The sequence below is a fragment of the Endozoicomonas sp. 4G genome (genome assembly GCF_023822025.1).
Taxonomy (GTDB): Bacteria; Pseudomonadota; Gammaproteobacteria; order Pseudomonadales; family Endozoicomonadaceae; genus Endozoicomonas_A.
Map to the genome: position 1 here is coordinate 2,082,299 of NZ_CP082909.1, position 16,476 is coordinate 2,098,774.

Here is a 16,476-nt window from a genome sequence, read left to right on the forward strand (position 1 = left end):
GAGGTTTCTATTCTTTATCAACCTTCTTTCTTTTCTCGTTAGATGGCGGCTGGTCGTACGCTTTTCTCTTGGGTCTCTGGTCAGCAGGCAGGTGGGTCTGTTTGTGCATTTTCAGACGGCACGTCTGGTTGGTGCTGTGAGCAGGTGAGGGGATTTCCGGGTGGTTAACAGAGCCCGGTTCTGTCACGTCTACCTCTGACTCAGTGAGTATTTCACTGTCTGAGTCAGGCTCCTGCTTAATCGGCTCCAAAGTCGTACAGGACTGACTGATTTCATTGGCTGCTCGAAAAGGGTTAAGTGTCGTGTTTACATACTGAACACCAGGTTCAGCTTCGTTCTGGTCGGCAAACAGGTGTATCTGTTTGTGCCTTTTAAGAGAGTGCTCCCGATCGGTTCTGAAGTCGCAGCCCTCATGGTCACACCGGTGCACCTTGGATCTCTGGTCGGCAGACAGGTGGGTCTGTTTGTGCCTTCTCAGATTACCTTTCATGGTGGTCCTGTAGTTGCAGCCTTCATGGGCACACTCTTGCACCTTGCGTCTTTTGGATCTCTGGTCAGCAGGCAGGTGGGTCTGTTTGTGCTCTTTCAGATGGCTCGTGCTGTCGGTGATGAAGTTGCAGCCTTCATGGTCACACTGGTGCAGCTTGGGTCTCTTGGGTTTCTTGGGTCTCTGGTCGGCAGGCAGGTGGGTCTGTTTGTGCCTTTTCAGGTTGCCTGCCAGCCAGGTGGAGTAGTTGCAGCCTTCATGGTCACACTCTTGCTCATTGGGTCTTTTGGATCGCTGGTCGACAGGCAGGTGAGTCTGTTTATGCCTTTTCAGATGGCTCGCCTGGTCGGTGCTGTAGTTGCAGTCTTCATGGTCACACTGGTGCAGCCTGGATCTCTTGGGTCTCTGGTCGGCAGGCAGGTGGGCCTGTTTGTGCCTTTTCAAATTGCTCGCCTGGTCGGTGCTGTAGTTGCAGCCTTCATGGTCACACTGGTGCAGCCTGGAACTCTTGGGTCTCTGGTCGGCAGGCAGGTGGGCCTGTTTGTGCCTTTTCAAATTGCCCGCGTGTTCGGTGCTGTAGTTGCAGCCCTCATGGTCACAGTGGTACATCTGGATTCTCTGGTCAGCAGGCAGGTGGATCTGTTCGTGCATTTTCAGACGGCCCGTCTGGTCGATGCTGTATGCAGTTGAGGTGATTTCCTGATCGTTAACAGAGTCCGGTTCTGTCTCGTCGAGCTCTGACTCAGTGGTTCTTTCACTGTCTGAATCGGGCTCTTGCTTAATCTTTTTCAGTTCCAAAGCTGCACAATACTGACTGATTTCATTTGATACTCGAAAAGGATTAAGTGTCGAATTGACATACTGAACATCAGAGTTGGCTTCAGCTTCAATTTCGCCAGGATGGCTGTCGCTGTTTTCATCAGAAGTGCCGCTGTTTTCATCAGAAGTGTCGCTGTTTTCACTGCCAGAACCACTATCGGAGGCTGTCCAACCGTAAGCTATGGCTTCGACGCCTGTGGCAGGTTCCCCAGGCCTGTTATCGCCTCTAAAGCAAGAGAGTATCAGTCTCCCCCTTTGTTTGGCTGTTGCAATGATTTCTCGTTGCTGAGCCTCTCTTTTCTGTATCTCAGTGGCTATCGCTTTAACCGTAGAGTCCGGTTCCGGTAGTGCATTCCGGACGGGTATGTCAAAGAGTGGCGGGGCAAAGAGCAAAGGCATGCGCTTTTCCTGAGCGTGACCGTTTGAATTATGCACAGAAAAGGCCATGGCCAAGATCAAAATTAATGGTTTTTTGGATAGCAAGGCCTGAGTTCCCAGTTGTTGAATTGTTTATTGGGAGATCAGGTTAGTCCAAATCTGGAGAAAGGTCCGAGGTTTCTATTCTTTATCAACCTTCTTTCTTTTCTTGTTAGATGGCGGCTGGTCGTTCGCTTTTCTCTTGGGTCTCTGGTCAGCAGGCAGGTGTATTCGTTTGTGCCTTTTCAGATGGCTCGTGTGGTAAGTGCTGTAGTTGCAGTCCTCATGGTCACACTGCAACTTGGCTCTCTGGTTGGCAGGCAGGTGGATCTCTTTGTGCTTTTTCAGACTGCCTTTCAGGTTGGTGCTGTAGTGGCAGTCCCCATAGTCACACCGGTGCACCTTGACTCTCTGGTCGGCAGGCAGGTGAGTCTGTTTGTGCCTTTTTAGATTAGTCAGCAGGTTGGTATTGTAGTTGCAGCCCTCATGGTCGCACTGTTGCACCTTGGGTTTCTCGGGCCTCTGGTTGGCAGGCAGGTGGGTCTCTTTGTGCCTTCTTAGATTATTTGTCTGGTCGGTGCTGTAGTTGCAGCCTTCATAGTCACACTGGTGCACCTTGGGCCTCCTGGGTCTGGGTCTCCTGGGTCTCCTGGGTCTCTGGTCGGCTGGCAGGTGGGTCTGTTTGTGTATTTTCAGATGGGTCGTGTAGCTGGTGCTGTAGTTGCAACCCTCATGGTCACACTGGTGCACCTTGGGTCTCTTGGGTCTCTGGTCGGCAGGCAGGTGGGTCTGCTTGTGCCTATTCAGATTGCCCATGTGGTAAGTGCTGTAGTTGCAGCCCTCATGGTTACACCGGTGCCCCCTGAGTCTCCTCCTGGTTCTCTGGTCGGCGGGCAAGTGGTTCTGTTTGTGCTCTCTCAGATGGTCCGCCCGGCTGGTGCTGTAGTTGCAGCCCTCATGGTCGCACTGGTGCTGCTTGAGTCTCTGGTTGGTGGGCAGGTGGGTCTGTCTGTGCCTTTTTAGATGGCATTTCTGGCCGGTGCAATAGTTGCAGCCCTCATGGTTACACTGGTGCTGCTTGAGTCTCTGGTCGGCAGGCAGGTGGGTCTGTTTGTGCCTGTTCAGATGGCTCGCCCGGAAGGTGCGATAGTTGCAGCCCTCATGGTTACACTGGTGCACCTTGGGTCTCCGGTTCACAGGCAGGTGGATCTGTTCGAGCATTTTCAGACGGCTCGCCTGGTCGCTGCTGTATGCAGGCGAGGTGATTTCCTGGTGGTTAACAGAGTCCGGTTTTGTTTCGTCTCCCTCTGACTCAGTGGGCATTTCGCTGACTGAAACGGGCTCTTTCTTAATCTTTTTAAGTACCAGAGTCGTATAATATTGACTGATTTCATTTGATACCGGAAAAGGATAAAGTGTCGTGGTGACATACTGAGCATCAGCTTCGCCTTCGTTTGAATGGTCGTCGCTGCTTTCATCAGAGGTGCCGTTGTCTTCATTGCCAGGGTCCTCATTCGAGGCTGCCCGACAGTAAGTCTTAGCTTCGACGCCAGAGTCAGGAGAGACGCCTGTGGCAGGCAAAAAGCAATAGCGGGTGCCTGGCTTTAAGAGGATGTCATTATCGAAGCAAACTCGTGGCATATCGCTGTCGTTCGCCTCAGGTTCTTGTTTCAACTGCCACCATTCAATAGTCTCGCTCTTTTCCTGAGCGTGGCCATTAGAGCTATGCACATTAGAGCTATGCACATTAGAGCTATGCACATTAGAGCTATGCACAGAAAAGGCCATGGCCAAGATCAAAATCAATGGTTTTTTGGATAGCAAGGCCTGAGTTCCCAGTCGTTGAACTGTTTATTGGGAAGTCAGGTTAGTCAAAATCTGGAGAGAAGTCCGAGGTTTCTATTCTTTATCAACCTTCTTTCTTTTCTCGTTAGATGGCGGCTGGTCGTACGCTTTTCTCTTGGGTCTCTGGTCAGTAAACGGGTGTATCTGTTTGTGCCTTTTCAGAGCGTGCGGCTGATCGGTTCTGTAGTTGCAGCCCTCATGGTCACACTGGTGCACCTTGGGTCTCTGGTCGGCAGGCAGGTGGGTCTGTTTGTGCCTTTTCAGATTGCTCGTCCGGCCGGTGCTGTAGTCGCAGCCTTCATGGTCACACTGGTGCACCTTGGGTCTCTGGTTCACAGGTAGGTGGATCTGTTCGTGCATTTTCAGACGGCCCGCCTGATCGCTGTTGTATGAAGGTGAGGGGATTTCCTGGTGGTTAACAGAGTGCGGTTCTGTCTCGTCTCCCTCTGACTCAGTGGGCATTTTGCTATCTGAAACAGGCTCTTTCTTAATCTTTTTAAGTACCATAGTCGTATAATATTGACTGATTTCATTTGATACCGGAAAAGGATAAAGTGTCGTGGTGACATACTGAACATTAGAGTCGGCATTAGCTTCGTCTTCATTTGAACAGTTTTCGTCGTTTTTATCAGGGGTGCCGCTGTCTTCACTGCCAGAACCCTTATCAGATGCTGCCCTACTGTAAGCCTTAGCTTCGACGCCTGTGGCAGGAAAGACGCCTGTGGCAGAATAAAAGCAATAGCGAATGTCTGGCTTTAAGAGAATGTCATCATCGAAACAAACTTGTAGCGTGTCACTGTCGTTTTCCTCGGGTTCTTGCTTCAACTCCCACCATTCAATGGCCTCGCTCTCTTCTTCAATATTCTCTTTTTTCAGGCCATCGTCAGGTGAAAGCTTTATCCGGGTCGGTTGGTAATTTCCGAAGCCTACTTGCAGAGTGAAGAGCAAAGGCATGCTCTTTTCCTGAGCGTGGCCGTTAGAACTATGCACAGAAAAGGCCATGGCCAAGATCAAAATCAATGGTTTTTTGGATAGCAAGGCCTGAGTTCCCAGTCGTTGAACTATTTATTGATAATTCAGGTTAGCCAAAATCTGGAGAGAAGTCCGAGGTTTCTATTCTTTATCAACCTTCTTTCTTTTCCCGTTAGATGGCGGCTGGTCGTACGCTTTTCTCTTGGGTCTCTGGTCAGCAAACAGGTGTAGCTGTTTGTGCTTTTTCAGAGAGTTCGCTCGATCGGTTCTGTAGTCGCAGCCCATATGGTCACATTGGTGCACCTTGGTTTTTTTGGGTCTCTGGTCGGCAGGCAGGTGGGTCTGTTTGTGCCCTTTCAGATGGCCCAGGTTGTTGGTGCCGTAGTTGCAGCCTTCATGGCCACAATGGTGCAGCTTGGGCCTCTGGTCGGCAGGCAGGTGGATCTGTCTGTGCTTTTTCAGATTGCTCTTGTGACAAGTGCTGAAGTTGCAGTCCTCATGGTCACACTGGAACTTGGCTCTTTGGTTGGCAGGCAGGTGGGTCTCTTTGTGCCTTTTCAGATTACTTGCCAGGTCGGTGCTGTAGTTGCAGCTCTCATGGTGACACCACCACAACTTGGCTCTCTGGTCGGCAGGCAGGTGGGTCTCTTTGTGCCTTTTCAGATTACTTGCCTGGTCGGTGCTGTAGTTGCAGCCCTCATGGTTACACTGGTGCATCTTGGGTTTCCTGGATCTCATAGGTCTCTGGTCGGCAGGCAGGTGGGTTTTTTTGTGCGTTTTCAGATTGCACGTGTAGTAAGTGCGGTAGTTGCAGTCCTTATGGCCACACTGGTACACCTTGGCTATCTTGTGTCTCTGGTCGGGAGGAAGGTGGGCCTGTTTGTGCTTTTTCAGATAGCTCACCCGGGCGGTGCTATAGTCGCAGCCTTTGTGGTTACACTGGTGCACCTTGGGTCTCCTGATTCTCTGGTCGGCAGGCAGGTGGGTCTGTTTGTGATCTTTCAAATGGCCCGCCCGGCTGGCGCTGTAGTTGCAGCCTTCATGGTTACACTGGTGCATCTTGGCTCTCTGGTTGGCAGGCCGGTGGGTCTGTTTGTGCTTTTTCAGATGGCCGGTGTGGTCGGTGCTGTCAGTAGGTGAGTTGATTCCCGGGTGGTTAACAGAGTCGGCTTCTGTCACGTCTACCCATGACTCAGTAGGTATTTCACCGTCTGAAACGGTTTCTTGCTTAATCTTTTGCAGTTCCAGTGCGGTACAATACTGAATGATTTCAGTTGATACTCCAAAAGGATTAAGTGTCGAATTTACATACTGAACATCAGAGTCGGCATCAGCTTCGTCTTCGTCTTCATTTGAATGGTTGTCGCCGTTTTTATCAGGGGTGCCGCTGTCTTCATTGCCACTGTCTTCGCTGTCGGCACTATCACCAGAGGCTGCCCGAAGGTAAATCCTGGCTTCGACGTCAGGGTCAGGAAAGACGCCTGTGGCAGGAAAGAGGCCTGTGGCAGAATAAAAGCAATAGCGAATGTCTGGCTTTAAGAGGATGTCATCATCGAAGCAAACTCGTGGCGTGTCGGTGTGGTACCATTCAATGGCCTCGCTCTCTTCTTCACTTTCCTCTGCTCCCTGTTCCCCGGGCCTGTTATCGCCTCTAAAGCAAAAGAGGATCAGACCCCTTTGTTTAGCTGTTGCAATGATTTCTCGTTGCTGAGCATCTCTTTTCTGTATCTCAGTGGCGATAGCTTTAACCGTAGAGTCAAGTTCCGGTAGTCCATCCCGGACTGGGGTGTCAAAGAGCGGCAGGGCAAAGAGCAAAGGCATGCTCTTTTCCTGAGCGTGGCCATTAGAACTATGTACAGAAGAGGCCATGGCCATGGCCAAGGTCAAGGTCAAGATTAATGGTTTTTTGGATAGCAAGGCTTGAGTTCCCAGTCGTTGAACTGTTTATTGGGAAGTCAGGTTAGTCAAAATCTGGAGAGAGGTTGGAGATTTCTTTGAGGGGGCTGGAAGGCGGGTCATTCTTGATGACCTTTCTTTCTTTTCTCGTTAGATGGCGGCTGGTCGTACGCTTTTCTCTTGGGTCTTTTAGGTCTCTGGTCGGCAGGCAGGTGGGTCTGTTTGTGCCTGTTCAGATTGCACGACTTGTTGGTGCTGTAGTTGCAGCCTTCGTGGTCACACTGGTGCAGCTTTGATTTCTGGTGAGCAGGCTGGTGGATCTGTTCGTACATTTTCAGCCGGCCTGTCTGGTCGGTGCTGTATGTACGTGAGGTGATTTCCTGGTGTTTAACAGAGTCCGGGCCTGTTTCGTCTACCTCTGACTCAGTGGGTATTTCATTGTCTGAATCGGGCTCCTGCTTAATCTTTTTCGGTTCCAGAGCTGCACAGTACTGACTGATTTCGTTGGATACTCGAAAAGGATTAAGTGTCGTGATTACATACTGAACACCAGGTTCAGCTTCGTCCTGGTCGGCAGGCAGGTGAGTCTGTTTGTGCTTTTTCAGATTACCCATCATGTTGGTGCTGAAGTTGCAGCCCTCATGGTTACACCTGTGCACTCTGGGTCTCCTGATTCTCTGGTCGGCGGGAAGGTGGCACTGTTTGTGTTCTTTCAGGTGGCCTGTGTTGTTGGTGATGTAGTTGCAGCCTTTATGGTCACACCGGTGCAGCTTGGATCTCTTGGGTCTCTTGGGTTTCTTGTCAGCAGGCAGGTGGGTCTGTTTGTGCTTTTGTAGATTGCTTGGGTAGTTAGTGCTGTAGCTGCAACCCTTATGGTTACACTGGTACATCCTGTCTCTCTGGTCGAAAGGCAGATGGGTCTGTTTGTGCCTTTTCAGATCGCCCACCCGGTTGGTGCCGTGGTTGCAGCCCTCATGGTCACATTGGTGTCTCTTGAGTCTCTGGCCGACAGGCAAGTGGATCTGTTTGTGCATTTTCAGATTGGTCGTCAGGTCGGTTCTGAAGTTGCAGCCTTCGTGGTCACACTGGTACACCCTGGCTCTCTGGTCGATCGGCAGGTGAGTCTGTTTGTGCGTTTTCAGATTGGCCGTCAGGTCGGTTCTGAAGTTGCAGCCCTCATGGCCACACTGGTGCACCTTAGGTCTCTGGTCGGCAGGCAGGTGGGTCTTTTTGTGCCTTTTCAGATGGGTCGTGTAGCGGGTACTGTAGTTGCAGCCCTCATGGTCACACTGGCTCGCCCTGGGTCTCCGGTCGGCAGGCAGACGGGGCCTGTGCGTTTTCAGGTGACCCATGTGGTCGCTGCTGAAAGCAGGTGAGGTGACTTCCAGATTTTTAGAAGAGTCTACTTCTGTCACTTCTGCTTCTGGCTCAGTGGCTATTTCAATGTCTGAACTGGGCTCCTGCTTAATCTTTTTCAGTGTCAGAGTCGCACAATACTGAGTCATTTCATTCGATACTCGAAAAGGATTAAGTGTCGTGGTTGCATACTGAACATCAGCTTCGTCTGAACGGTTGTCGCTGTTTTCATCCGAGGTGTCGCTGTCTTCACTGCCACTGTCTTCGCTGTCACTATCTTCGCTGTTGGCACTATCATCAGAGGCTGCCCGACAGTAAGTCATGGCCTCACTCTCTTCACTTTCGTCAGGTAGAAGCATTATCCGGGTATTCGTGGATGAGAACTCGATAAAGGGCTTCGGGGTCTTGATAAGTGCCTTGCCGACAGTCAGAGCGGAAAGTAAAGGCAACCTGTTTTCCTGAGCATGGCCGTTAGAGCAATACAAAGAAAAGACAATGGCCAAGGTCAAAGTCAATGGTTTTTTGGATAGCAAAGCCTGGCTTCTCAGTCGCTAAAATGTTTGTTGGAAAATCAGGTTAGTCAAAATCTGGAGAAAGATCAGAGGTTTCTATTCTTTATCACCCTTCTTTCTTTTCTTGTTGGATGGCGGCTGGTCATACGCTTTCCTTTTGGGTCTCTGGTCGGCAGGCAGGTGAGTCTGTTTGTGTCTTTTTAGATGGTTCGGGCGGTCGGCAATGTAGTTACAGGCCTCATGGTGGCACTGGTGCACTTTGGGCCTTTCAGGTTTCTGGTCGGCAGGCAGGTGGGCCTGTTTGTGCCTTTTCAAATTGCCCGCGTGTTCGGTGCTGTAGTTGCAGCCCTCATGGTCACACTTATGCGCCTTGGGTCTCTGGTCGGCAGGCAGGTGGGTTTGTTTATGCATTTTCAGATTGCCTGCCTTGTCGGTGCGGTAGTTGCAGCCCTCATAGTCACACTGGTAAATCTTGGCTCTCTGGTCGGCAGGCAGGTGGGTTTGTTTGTGCCTTTCCAGATCGCGCGTCCGGTCGGTGCTGTAGTTGCAGCCCTCATGGTCACATTGGTGCACCTTGATTCTCTTGGGTCTCTGGTCGGCAGGCAGATGGGACTGTTTGTGCATTTTCAGATGGCTCAGGAAGTTGGTCCTATAGTTGCAGCCCTCATGGTTACACTGGTACATCCAGGGTCTCTGGTCGGCAGGCAGGTGGATCTGTTTGTGCTTTTTCAGACTAGCCATCGTGTTGGCACTGTAGTTACAGCCCTCATGGTCACACTGGTGCATCCTGGGTCTCTGGTCGGCAGGCAGGTGGGTCTGTTTGTGTGCATTCAGATTGCCCTTGTGGTGGGTTCTGTAGTTGCAACCCGCATAGTCACACCGGTGCACCTTGGGTGTATTGGGTTTCGCTTCTGTCACTTTTGCCTTTGACTCAGTGGCTATTTCACTGTCTGAAACCGGCTCCTCCTTAATCTTTTTCAGTTCCAGAGTCGCACAATACTGATTGATTTCATCGGATGCTCGAAAGGGATTAAATATCGTGGTTACATACTGAGCATCAAATTCGTCTTCGTTTGAAGGGTTGTCGTTGTTTTCATCAGAGGTGCCGTTAGTGGCTATTTCACTGTCAGAACCGTTATCGGAGGCTGCCCGGCGGTAAGCCTTAGCTTCGACGTCTTGCTTCAATTCCCACCATTCAATGGCCTCACTCTCTTCACTTTCGTCAGGTAGAAGCCTTATCTGAGTGGGTTGGTTGTTTTCCTGAGTGTGGCCATTAGAACCAGGTACAGAAAAGGCCATGGCCAAGGTCAAAATCAATGGTTTTTTGAATAGCAAGGCCTGAGTTCCTAATCGTTGAAATGTTTATCAGGAAATCAGGTTAGTCAAAATCTGGAGAGAGGTCGGAGGTTTCTATTCTTTATCAACCTTCTTTCTTTTCCCATTAGAGGGCGGCTGGTCATGCGCTTTTCTCTTGAGTCTCTGGTCAGCAGGCAGGTGGGCCTGTTTGTGCCTGTTCAGATTGCCCGACCGATCGGTGCTGTAGTCGCAGCCCTTATAGTCGCACTGGTGCATCTTTGATCCCTTAGGCTTCTGGCCGACAGGCAGGTGGATTTTTTTGTGCCTGTTCAGATTGCCGGTCATGTTGGTTCTGTAGTGGCAGCCATTATGGACACACCGGTGTCGCTTGGGTTTCTTGGGTTTCTTGGGTCTCTGGTCGGCAGACAGGTGGACCTGTTTGTGTATTTTCAGATTGGCCGTCAGGTTGGTGCCGTAGTTGCAGCCCTCATGGTCACACTGGTGCACCTTGGGTCTCTGGTCGGCAGGCAGGTGGATCTGTTTGTGCCTTTTCAGATCGTTCGTGCGGTCGGTGCAGAAATTGCAGCCCTCATGGTCACACCGGTGCGGCTTGGGTCTCTGGTCGGTAGGCAGGTGGGTCTGTTTGTGCATTTTCAGATTGTTTGAGTAGTTGGAGCTGTGGTTGCAGCCCTCATAGTCACACTGGTAAATCTTGGCTCTCTGGTCGGCAGGCAGGTGGGTTTGTTTGTGCCTTTCCAGATCGCGCGTCCGGTCGGTGCTGTAGTTGCAGCCCTCATGGTCACATTGGTGCACCTTGATTCTCTTGGGTCTCTGGTCGGCAGGCAGGTGGGACTGTTTGTGCATTTTCAGATGGCTCAGGAAGTTGGTCTTATAGTTGCAGCCCTCATGGTTACACTGGTAAATCCAGGGTCTCTGGTCGGCAGGAAGGTGAGTCTGTTTGTGCACTCTCAGATGGCTCGTGTAGCCGGTGCTATAGTTGCAGCCCTCATGGTCACACTGGTGCACCTTGGGTCCCTGGCCGACAAGCCGGTGGGTCTGTTTGTGTTTTTTCAGATGACCGACCTGGTCGGTGCTGTCAGCAGGTGAGGTGACTTCCGGATCGTTACCAGAGTCCGCTTCTGTCACGTCTATTTCTGAGTCAACAGGTCTTTCACTGTCTGAAACCGGCTCCTGTTTAATCTTTTTCAATTCCAGAGTCGCACAATACTGACCGATTTCATTTGACAGTCGAAAAGGATTAAATGTCGTGGTTACATATTGAACGTCAGTTTCGGTCTCAGTTTTGTCTTCATTTGAACGGTTGTTGCTGTTTTCATCAGAGTTGCTGCTGTCTTCACTGTCAGAACCGTTGTCAGAGGCTGCGCGGCGGTAAGTCTTAGCTTCGACGTCTTGCTTCAATTCCCACCATTCAATGGTCTCACTCTCTTCACTTTCGTCAGGTAGAAGCCTTATCCGAGTGGGTTGGTTGTTTTCCTGAGCCTGGCCATTGGAGCAATACACGGAAAAAATAACGACCAAGGTCAAAATCAAGGATTTTTTGGATAGCAAGGCCTGGACCCAGTTGTTGAACTGTTTATTGGGAAGTCAGGTTAGTCAAAATCTGGAGAAAGATCAGAGGTTTCTATTCTTTATCACCCTTCTTTCTTTTCTTGTTAGGTGGCGGCTGGTCATACGCTTTCCTTTTGGGTCTCTGGTCGGCAGGCAGGTGAGTCTGTTTGTGTCTTTTTAGATGGTTCGGGCGGTCGGTAATGTAGTTACAGGCCTCATGGTGGCACTGGTGCACTTTGGGCCTTTCAGGTTTCTGGTCGGCAGGCAGGTGGGTCTGTTTGTGCCTATTCAAATTGCCCGCGTGTTCGGTGCCGTAGTTGCAGCCCTCATGGTCACACTTATGCGGCTTGGGTCTCTGGTCGGCAGGCAGGTGGGTTTGTTTATGCGATTTTAGATTGCCTACCTTGTCGGTGCGGTAGTTGCAGCCCTCATGGTCACACTTATGCGGCTTGGGTCTCTGGTCGGCAGGCAGGTGGGCCTGTTTGTGCCTTTTCAGATGGCTTATGTTGTCGGTGCGGTAGTTGCAGTCCTCATGGTCACACTGGTGCAGCCTGGATCTCTGGTTGGCAGGTAGGTGGGTCCTTTTGTGCGCTTTCAGATTGCCCGTCCGGTTCGTGATGAAGTTGCAGCCCTCATGGTCACAGTGTTGCACCTTGGGTCTCTGGTCGGCAGGCAGATGCTTCTGCTTGTGGTTTTTCAGGTTGCCCGTGTGGTCAGTGCTGTAGTTGCAGCCGCCATGGTCACACTGGTACACCTTGGGTTTCTTGGGTTTCTTGGGTTTTTGGTTGGCAGGTGGGCGGCTTTCTTTGTGCGCTTTCAGATGGCCTGTCTGATCGATGCAGTAATCAGGTGAGGTGATTTCCGAGGGATTAACAGAGTTCGCTTCTGTCACTTTTGCCTTTGACTCAGTGGCTATTTCACTGTCTGAAACCGGCTCCTTCTTAATCTTTTTCAGTTCCAGAGTCGCACAATACTGATTGATTTCATCTGATACTCGAAAGGGATTAAATGTCGAGGTTACATACTGAGCATCAGTTTTGGTCTCAGTTTTGTCTTCATTTGAACAGTTGTCGTTGTTTTCATCAGAGTCTTCACTGTCAGAACCGTTATCAGAGGCTACCCGGCAGCATGCCTTAGCTTCGACGTCAGAGTCAGGAGTAAAGCAATAGTAAGTGTCTGGTTTTAAGAGGACGTCATCACCGAAGCAAACTTTTGTTATGTTGCTGTCGTTTAATTCAATGGCCTCACTCTCTTCACTTTCGCCAGGTAGAAGCCTTATCTGGCTGGGTTGGTTGTTTCCCAGACGTACTGAGACCTCAATAAAGGGCTTCGGGGTCTTGCTAAGCGCCTTGCCGACAGTCAGAGCGAAAAGCAAAGACATAGTATTTTCTTGAGCGTGGCCATTGGAGCAATGCACGGAAAAAGCAACGGCCAAGGTCAAAATCAAGGTTTTTTTGTATAGCAAAGCCTGGCCTCCCAGTCGTTAAAATGTTTATTGGGAAATCAGGTTAGTCAAAATCTGGAGAAAGGTCCGAGGTTTCTATTCTTTATCAACCTTCTTTCTTTTCTCGTTAGAGGGTGGCTGGTCACAGGCTTTCCGTTTGGGTCTCTGGTCGGCAGGCAAGTGGGTCTGTTTGTGCTTTTTCAGACTGCACGGCCAGTCGGTTCTGAAGTTGCAGCCCTCATGGTCACACTGGTGCACCTTGTTTTTTTGGGGTCTCTGGTCGGCAGGCAGGTGGGTCTGTTGGTGCATTTTCAGATTGCTCGTCCGGTCGGTTCTGAAGTGGCAGCCCTCATGGTCACACTGGTGCACCTTGTTTTTTTGGGGTCTCTGGTCGGCAGGCAGATGGGTCTGTTTGTGATTATTCATGTGCCCCCTGCGGTCGGTGCCGTAGTTGCAGCCCTTATAGTCACACTGGTGCTTCTTGGGTCTTTTGAGTCTCTGGTCGGCAGGCAGGTGGGTCTGTTTGTGCTCTTTCAGATGGGACGTGTAGTCGGTGCGGTAGTGGCAACCCTCATAGTCACAGTGGTGAACCTTGAGTCTTTGGTCGGCAGGCAAGTGGATCTGTTTGTGCATTTTCATATTGCTCGAATGGTCGGTTCTGAAGTGGCAGCCCTCATGGTCACACTGGTGCACCCTGGCTCTCTGGTCGGCAGGCAGGTGGGTCTGTTTGTGCCTTTTCAGATGGCCTTCCCGGTCGGTGCGGTAGTGGCAGCCCTCATGGTCACACTGGTGCACCTTGTTTTTTTTGAGTCTCTGGTTGGCAGGCAGGTGGATCCGTTTGTGCCTTTTCAGATGGCCTGCCCGGCCGGCGCGGTAGTGGCAGCCCTCATGGTCACACTGGTGCACCTTGGTTTGTTTGGGTCTCTGGTCGGCAGGCAGGTGGGTCTGTTTGTGCTTTTTCAGATGGTCTGCCCGGCCGGTGCGGTAGTAGCAGCCCTCATGGTTGCACTGGTGCACCTTGGTTTGTTTGGATCTCTGGTCGGCAGGCAGGTGGGTCTGTTTGTGCGTTTTCAGATGATCTGCCCGGCCGGTGTGGTAGTGGCAGCCCTCATGGTTACACTGGTGCACGTTGGTTTGTTTGGGTTTCTGGTCGGCAGGCAGGAGGGTTCGTTTGTGCATTTTTGGGGTGGGCATTTCACTGTCTGAAACAGGCTCCTGCTTAATCTTTTTCAGTGCCAGAGCCGTACAATACTGAATGACTTCATTGGATACTCGAAAAGGATCCAGTGTTGTGTTTACATACTGAATGCCAGATTCGCCATCAGTTTCGTCTTCGTTTGAACCGCTGTCGCTGCTTTCATCAGAAGTGCCGCTGTCTTCACTGTCACTGTCTTCGCTGTCACTGTCTTTGCTGTAGGCACTATCATCAGAGGCGGCCCTACTGTAAGCCCTGGCTTCGATGCCAGGGTTGGCAGAAAAGCAATAGCGAATGCCTGGCTTTAAGAGGATGTCATCATCGAAGCAAACTCCTGGCATGTCGCTGTGGTTCGCTTCCGGCTCCTGCTCCAATTCCCACCATTCAATCGCCTCGCTCTCTTCTTCAACAGATGTCAAGAGAAGAATCGTTTCGACGCCCGGAGAGTGGAAGCCAATTTTCGGGTTATCGTCAGGTAAAAGTCTTATCCGGGTGGGTTGGTTATGTCCAAAGCATATAAGGGGCTTCGGGGGGCTGATAAGCGTCTTGCCGACAGCCAGAGCGAAGAGCAAAGGCATGCTCTTTTCCTGAGCGTGGCCATTAGAACCAGGTACAGAAAAGGCCATGGCCAAGGTCAAAATCAATGGTTTTTTGAATAGCAAGGCCTGAGTTCCTAATCGTTGAAATGTTTATCAGGAAATCAGGTTAGTCAAAATCTGGAGAGAGGTCGGAGGTTTCTATTCTTTATCAACCTTCTTTCTTTTCCTATTAGAGGGCGGCTGGTCATGCGCTTTTCTCTTGAGTCTCTGGTCAGCAGGCAGGTGGGCCTGTTTGTGCCTGTTCAGATTGCCCGACCGATCGGTGCTGTAGTCGCAGCCCTTATAGTCACACCGGTGCATCTTTGGTCCCTTAGGCCTCTGGCCGACAGGCAGGTGGATTTTTTTGTGCCTGTTCAGATTGCCGGTCATGTCGGTTCTGTAGTGGCAGCCCTCATGGTCACACCGGAGCACTTTGGGCCCCGTGGCTCTCTGGTCGGCGGGCAGGTGGGTCTGTTTGTGATCTTTCAGATGGCCTGTGTTGTTAGTGATGTAGTGGCAGCCTTTATGGACACACCTGTGTCGCTTGGGTTTCTTGGGTTTCTTGGGTCTTTGGTCAGCAGGCAGGTGGATCTGTTTGTGCTTTTTCAGATCGCTCGCCCGGTCGGTTCTGTAGTAGCAGCCCTCATGGTCACACCGGAGCACCTTGGGCCCCGTGGCTCTCTGGTCGGCGGGCAGGTGGGTCTGTTTGTGATCTTTCAGATGGCCTGTGTTTTTAGTGATGTAGTGGCAGCCTTTATGGACACACCGGTGTCGCTTGGGTTTCTTGGTTTTTTTGGGTTTATTGGGTTTATTGGGTTTCTTGGGTCTTTGGTCAGCAGGCAGGTGGATCTGTTTGTGTTTTTTCAGATCGCTCGCCCGGTCGGTTCTGTAGTGGCAGCCCTCATGGTCACACTGGTGCATCTTGAGTCTCTGGTCGGCAGGCAGGTGGGTCTGTTTGTGCCTGTTCAGATTGCCCGTAATGTCGGTGCTGTAGTGGCAGCCCTCATGGTTACACTGGTGCACCCTGAGTCTCATGGTCCTCTGGTCGGCGGGCAGGTGGGTCCGTTTGTGATCTTTCAGATGGCCCGTGTTGTTGGTGCTGTAGTTGCAGCCTTCATGGAGACACTGGTGCATTCTGGGTATTCTGGCTCTCTGGTTGGCGGTCAGGTGGGTCTGTCTGTGCCTTTTCAGAAGGGACGCATGGGTGGTGCAATAGTCGCAGCTCTTATGGTTGCACTGGTGCACCTTGGGTCTCTGGTCGGCAGGCAGGTGGGTCTGTTTGCGTCTTTTCAGACGGCTCATGCGCTTGGTGCTGCATGCAGGTGAGGTGATTTTCAGGTTGTTATCAGAGTCTGCTTCTGTCGCTTTTACCTCTGATTCAGTGGGCATTTCACTGTCTGAAACAGGCTCTTGCTTAATCTTTTTCAGTGCCAGAGTCGCACAATATTGAATGATTTCATTGGATACTCGAAAAGGATCCAGTGTTGTGTTTACATACTGAATGCCAGATTCGCTATCAGTTTCGTCTTCGTTTGAACCGCTGTCGCTGCTTTCATCAGAAGTGCCGCTGTCTTTACTGTCACTGTCTTCGCTGTAGGCACTATCATCAGAGGCGGCCCTGCTGTAAGCCTTAGCTTCGACGCCGGTGGCAGGATAAACGCCGGTGGCAAGATAAACGCCGGTGGCAGGATAAACGCCGGTGGCAGGATAAACGCCGGTGGCAGGATAAACGCCGGTGGCAGGATAAAAGCAATAGCCTGGCTTTAAGAGGATGTCATCATCGAAGCAAACTCCCGGTATATCGTTGTCGTTCGCCTCGGGCTCTTGCTTCAATTCCCACCATTCAATGGCCTCACTCTCTTCACTTTCGTCAGGTAGAAGCCTTATCTGGGTGGGTGGGTTGTTTCCCAGACGTACTGAGACCTCAATAAAAGGCTTCGGGGTGTTGATCAGTGCCTTGCCGACAGCTAGAGAGAAGAGCGAAGGCAGGCTCTTTTCTAGACCGTGGACATCAGAACTATGCATAGAAAAGGTCACGGCCAAGGTCAAAATCAGTTGTTTTTTGGATAGCAAGGCTTGGCTTCTCAGTC

10 protein-coding genes are annotated in these 16,476 nt (G+C 51.1%); all 10 read right to left on the reverse strand.

All coding sequences use genetic code 11. The features are described from left to right. Window positions 1-7 precede the first annotated feature (7 nt). Window positions 8-1,789 carry a hypothetical protein gene (locus K7B67_RS08125; protein ID WP_252179845.1) on the reverse strand — a complete coding sequence of 594 codons (1,782 nt, stop codon included), beginning with the start codon at window positions 1,787-1,789 and terminating at the stop codon, window positions 8-10. Between the two features lie 75 nt (window positions 1,790-1,864). Further along, window positions 1,865-3,547, reverse strand: coding sequence for a hypothetical protein (locus K7B67_RS08130; RefSeq protein WP_252179846.1), 1,683 nt, complete (start codon window positions 3,545-3,547; stop codon window positions 1,865-1,867). A gap of 75 nt (window positions 3,548-3,622) precedes the next feature. Next, window positions 3,623-4,606 carry a C2H2-type zinc finger protein gene (locus K7B67_RS08135; protein WP_252179847.1) on the reverse strand — a complete coding sequence of 328 codons (984 nt, stop codon included), beginning with the start codon at window positions 4,604-4,606 and terminating at the stop codon, window positions 3,623-3,625. Between the two features lie 75 nt (window positions 4,607-4,681). Next, complete coding sequence (locus tag K7B67_RS08140; RefSeq protein WP_252179848.1) at window positions 4,682-6,457, reverse strand: hypothetical protein; 1,776 nt, start codon at window positions 6,455-6,457, stop codon at window positions 4,682-4,684. Window positions 6,458-6,555: 98 nt separating this feature from the next. Beyond that, the gene (locus K7B67_RS08145) at window positions 6,556-8,325 is read right to left on the reverse strand and encodes a hypothetical protein (protein WP_252179849.1); all 1,770 of its coding nucleotides are present in this window, start codon (window positions 8,323-8,325) and stop codon (window positions 6,556-6,558) included. A 75-nt stretch (window positions 8,326-8,400) separates the two neighbouring features. Beyond that, entirely contained in the window at window positions 8,401-9,639 is a 1,239-nt protein-coding gene (locus K7B67_RS08150; RefSeq protein ID WP_252179850.1) for a hypothetical protein, read from the reverse strand. Between the two features lie 75 nt (window positions 9,640-9,714). After that, the gene (locus K7B67_RS08155) at window positions 9,715-11,169 is read right to left on the reverse strand and encodes a C2H2-type zinc finger protein (protein WP_252179851.1); all 1,455 of its coding nucleotides are present in this window, start codon (window positions 11,167-11,169) and stop codon (window positions 9,715-9,717) included. A 73-nt stretch (window positions 11,170-11,242) separates the two neighbouring features. Then, window positions 11,243-12,634, reverse strand: a complete 1,392-nt coding sequence (locus K7B67_RS08160; RefSeq protein WP_252179852.1) for a hypothetical protein — start codon at window positions 12,632-12,634, stop codon at window positions 11,243-11,245. A gap of 75 nt (window positions 12,635-12,709) precedes the next feature. Next, window positions 12,710-14,470 (reverse strand): hypothetical protein, encoded by a 1,761-nt coding sequence (locus K7B67_RS08165; RefSeq protein ID WP_252179853.1) that lies wholly within the window; start codon window positions 14,468-14,470, stop codon window positions 12,710-12,712. Window positions 14,471-14,545: 75 nt separating this feature from the next. After that, the gene (locus tag K7B67_RS08170) at window positions 14,546-16,459 is read right to left on the reverse strand and encodes a hypothetical protein (protein ID WP_252179854.1); all 1,914 of its coding nucleotides are present in this window, start codon (window positions 16,457-16,459) and stop codon (window positions 14,546-14,548) included. Window positions 16,460-16,476: the final 17 nt, after the last annotated feature.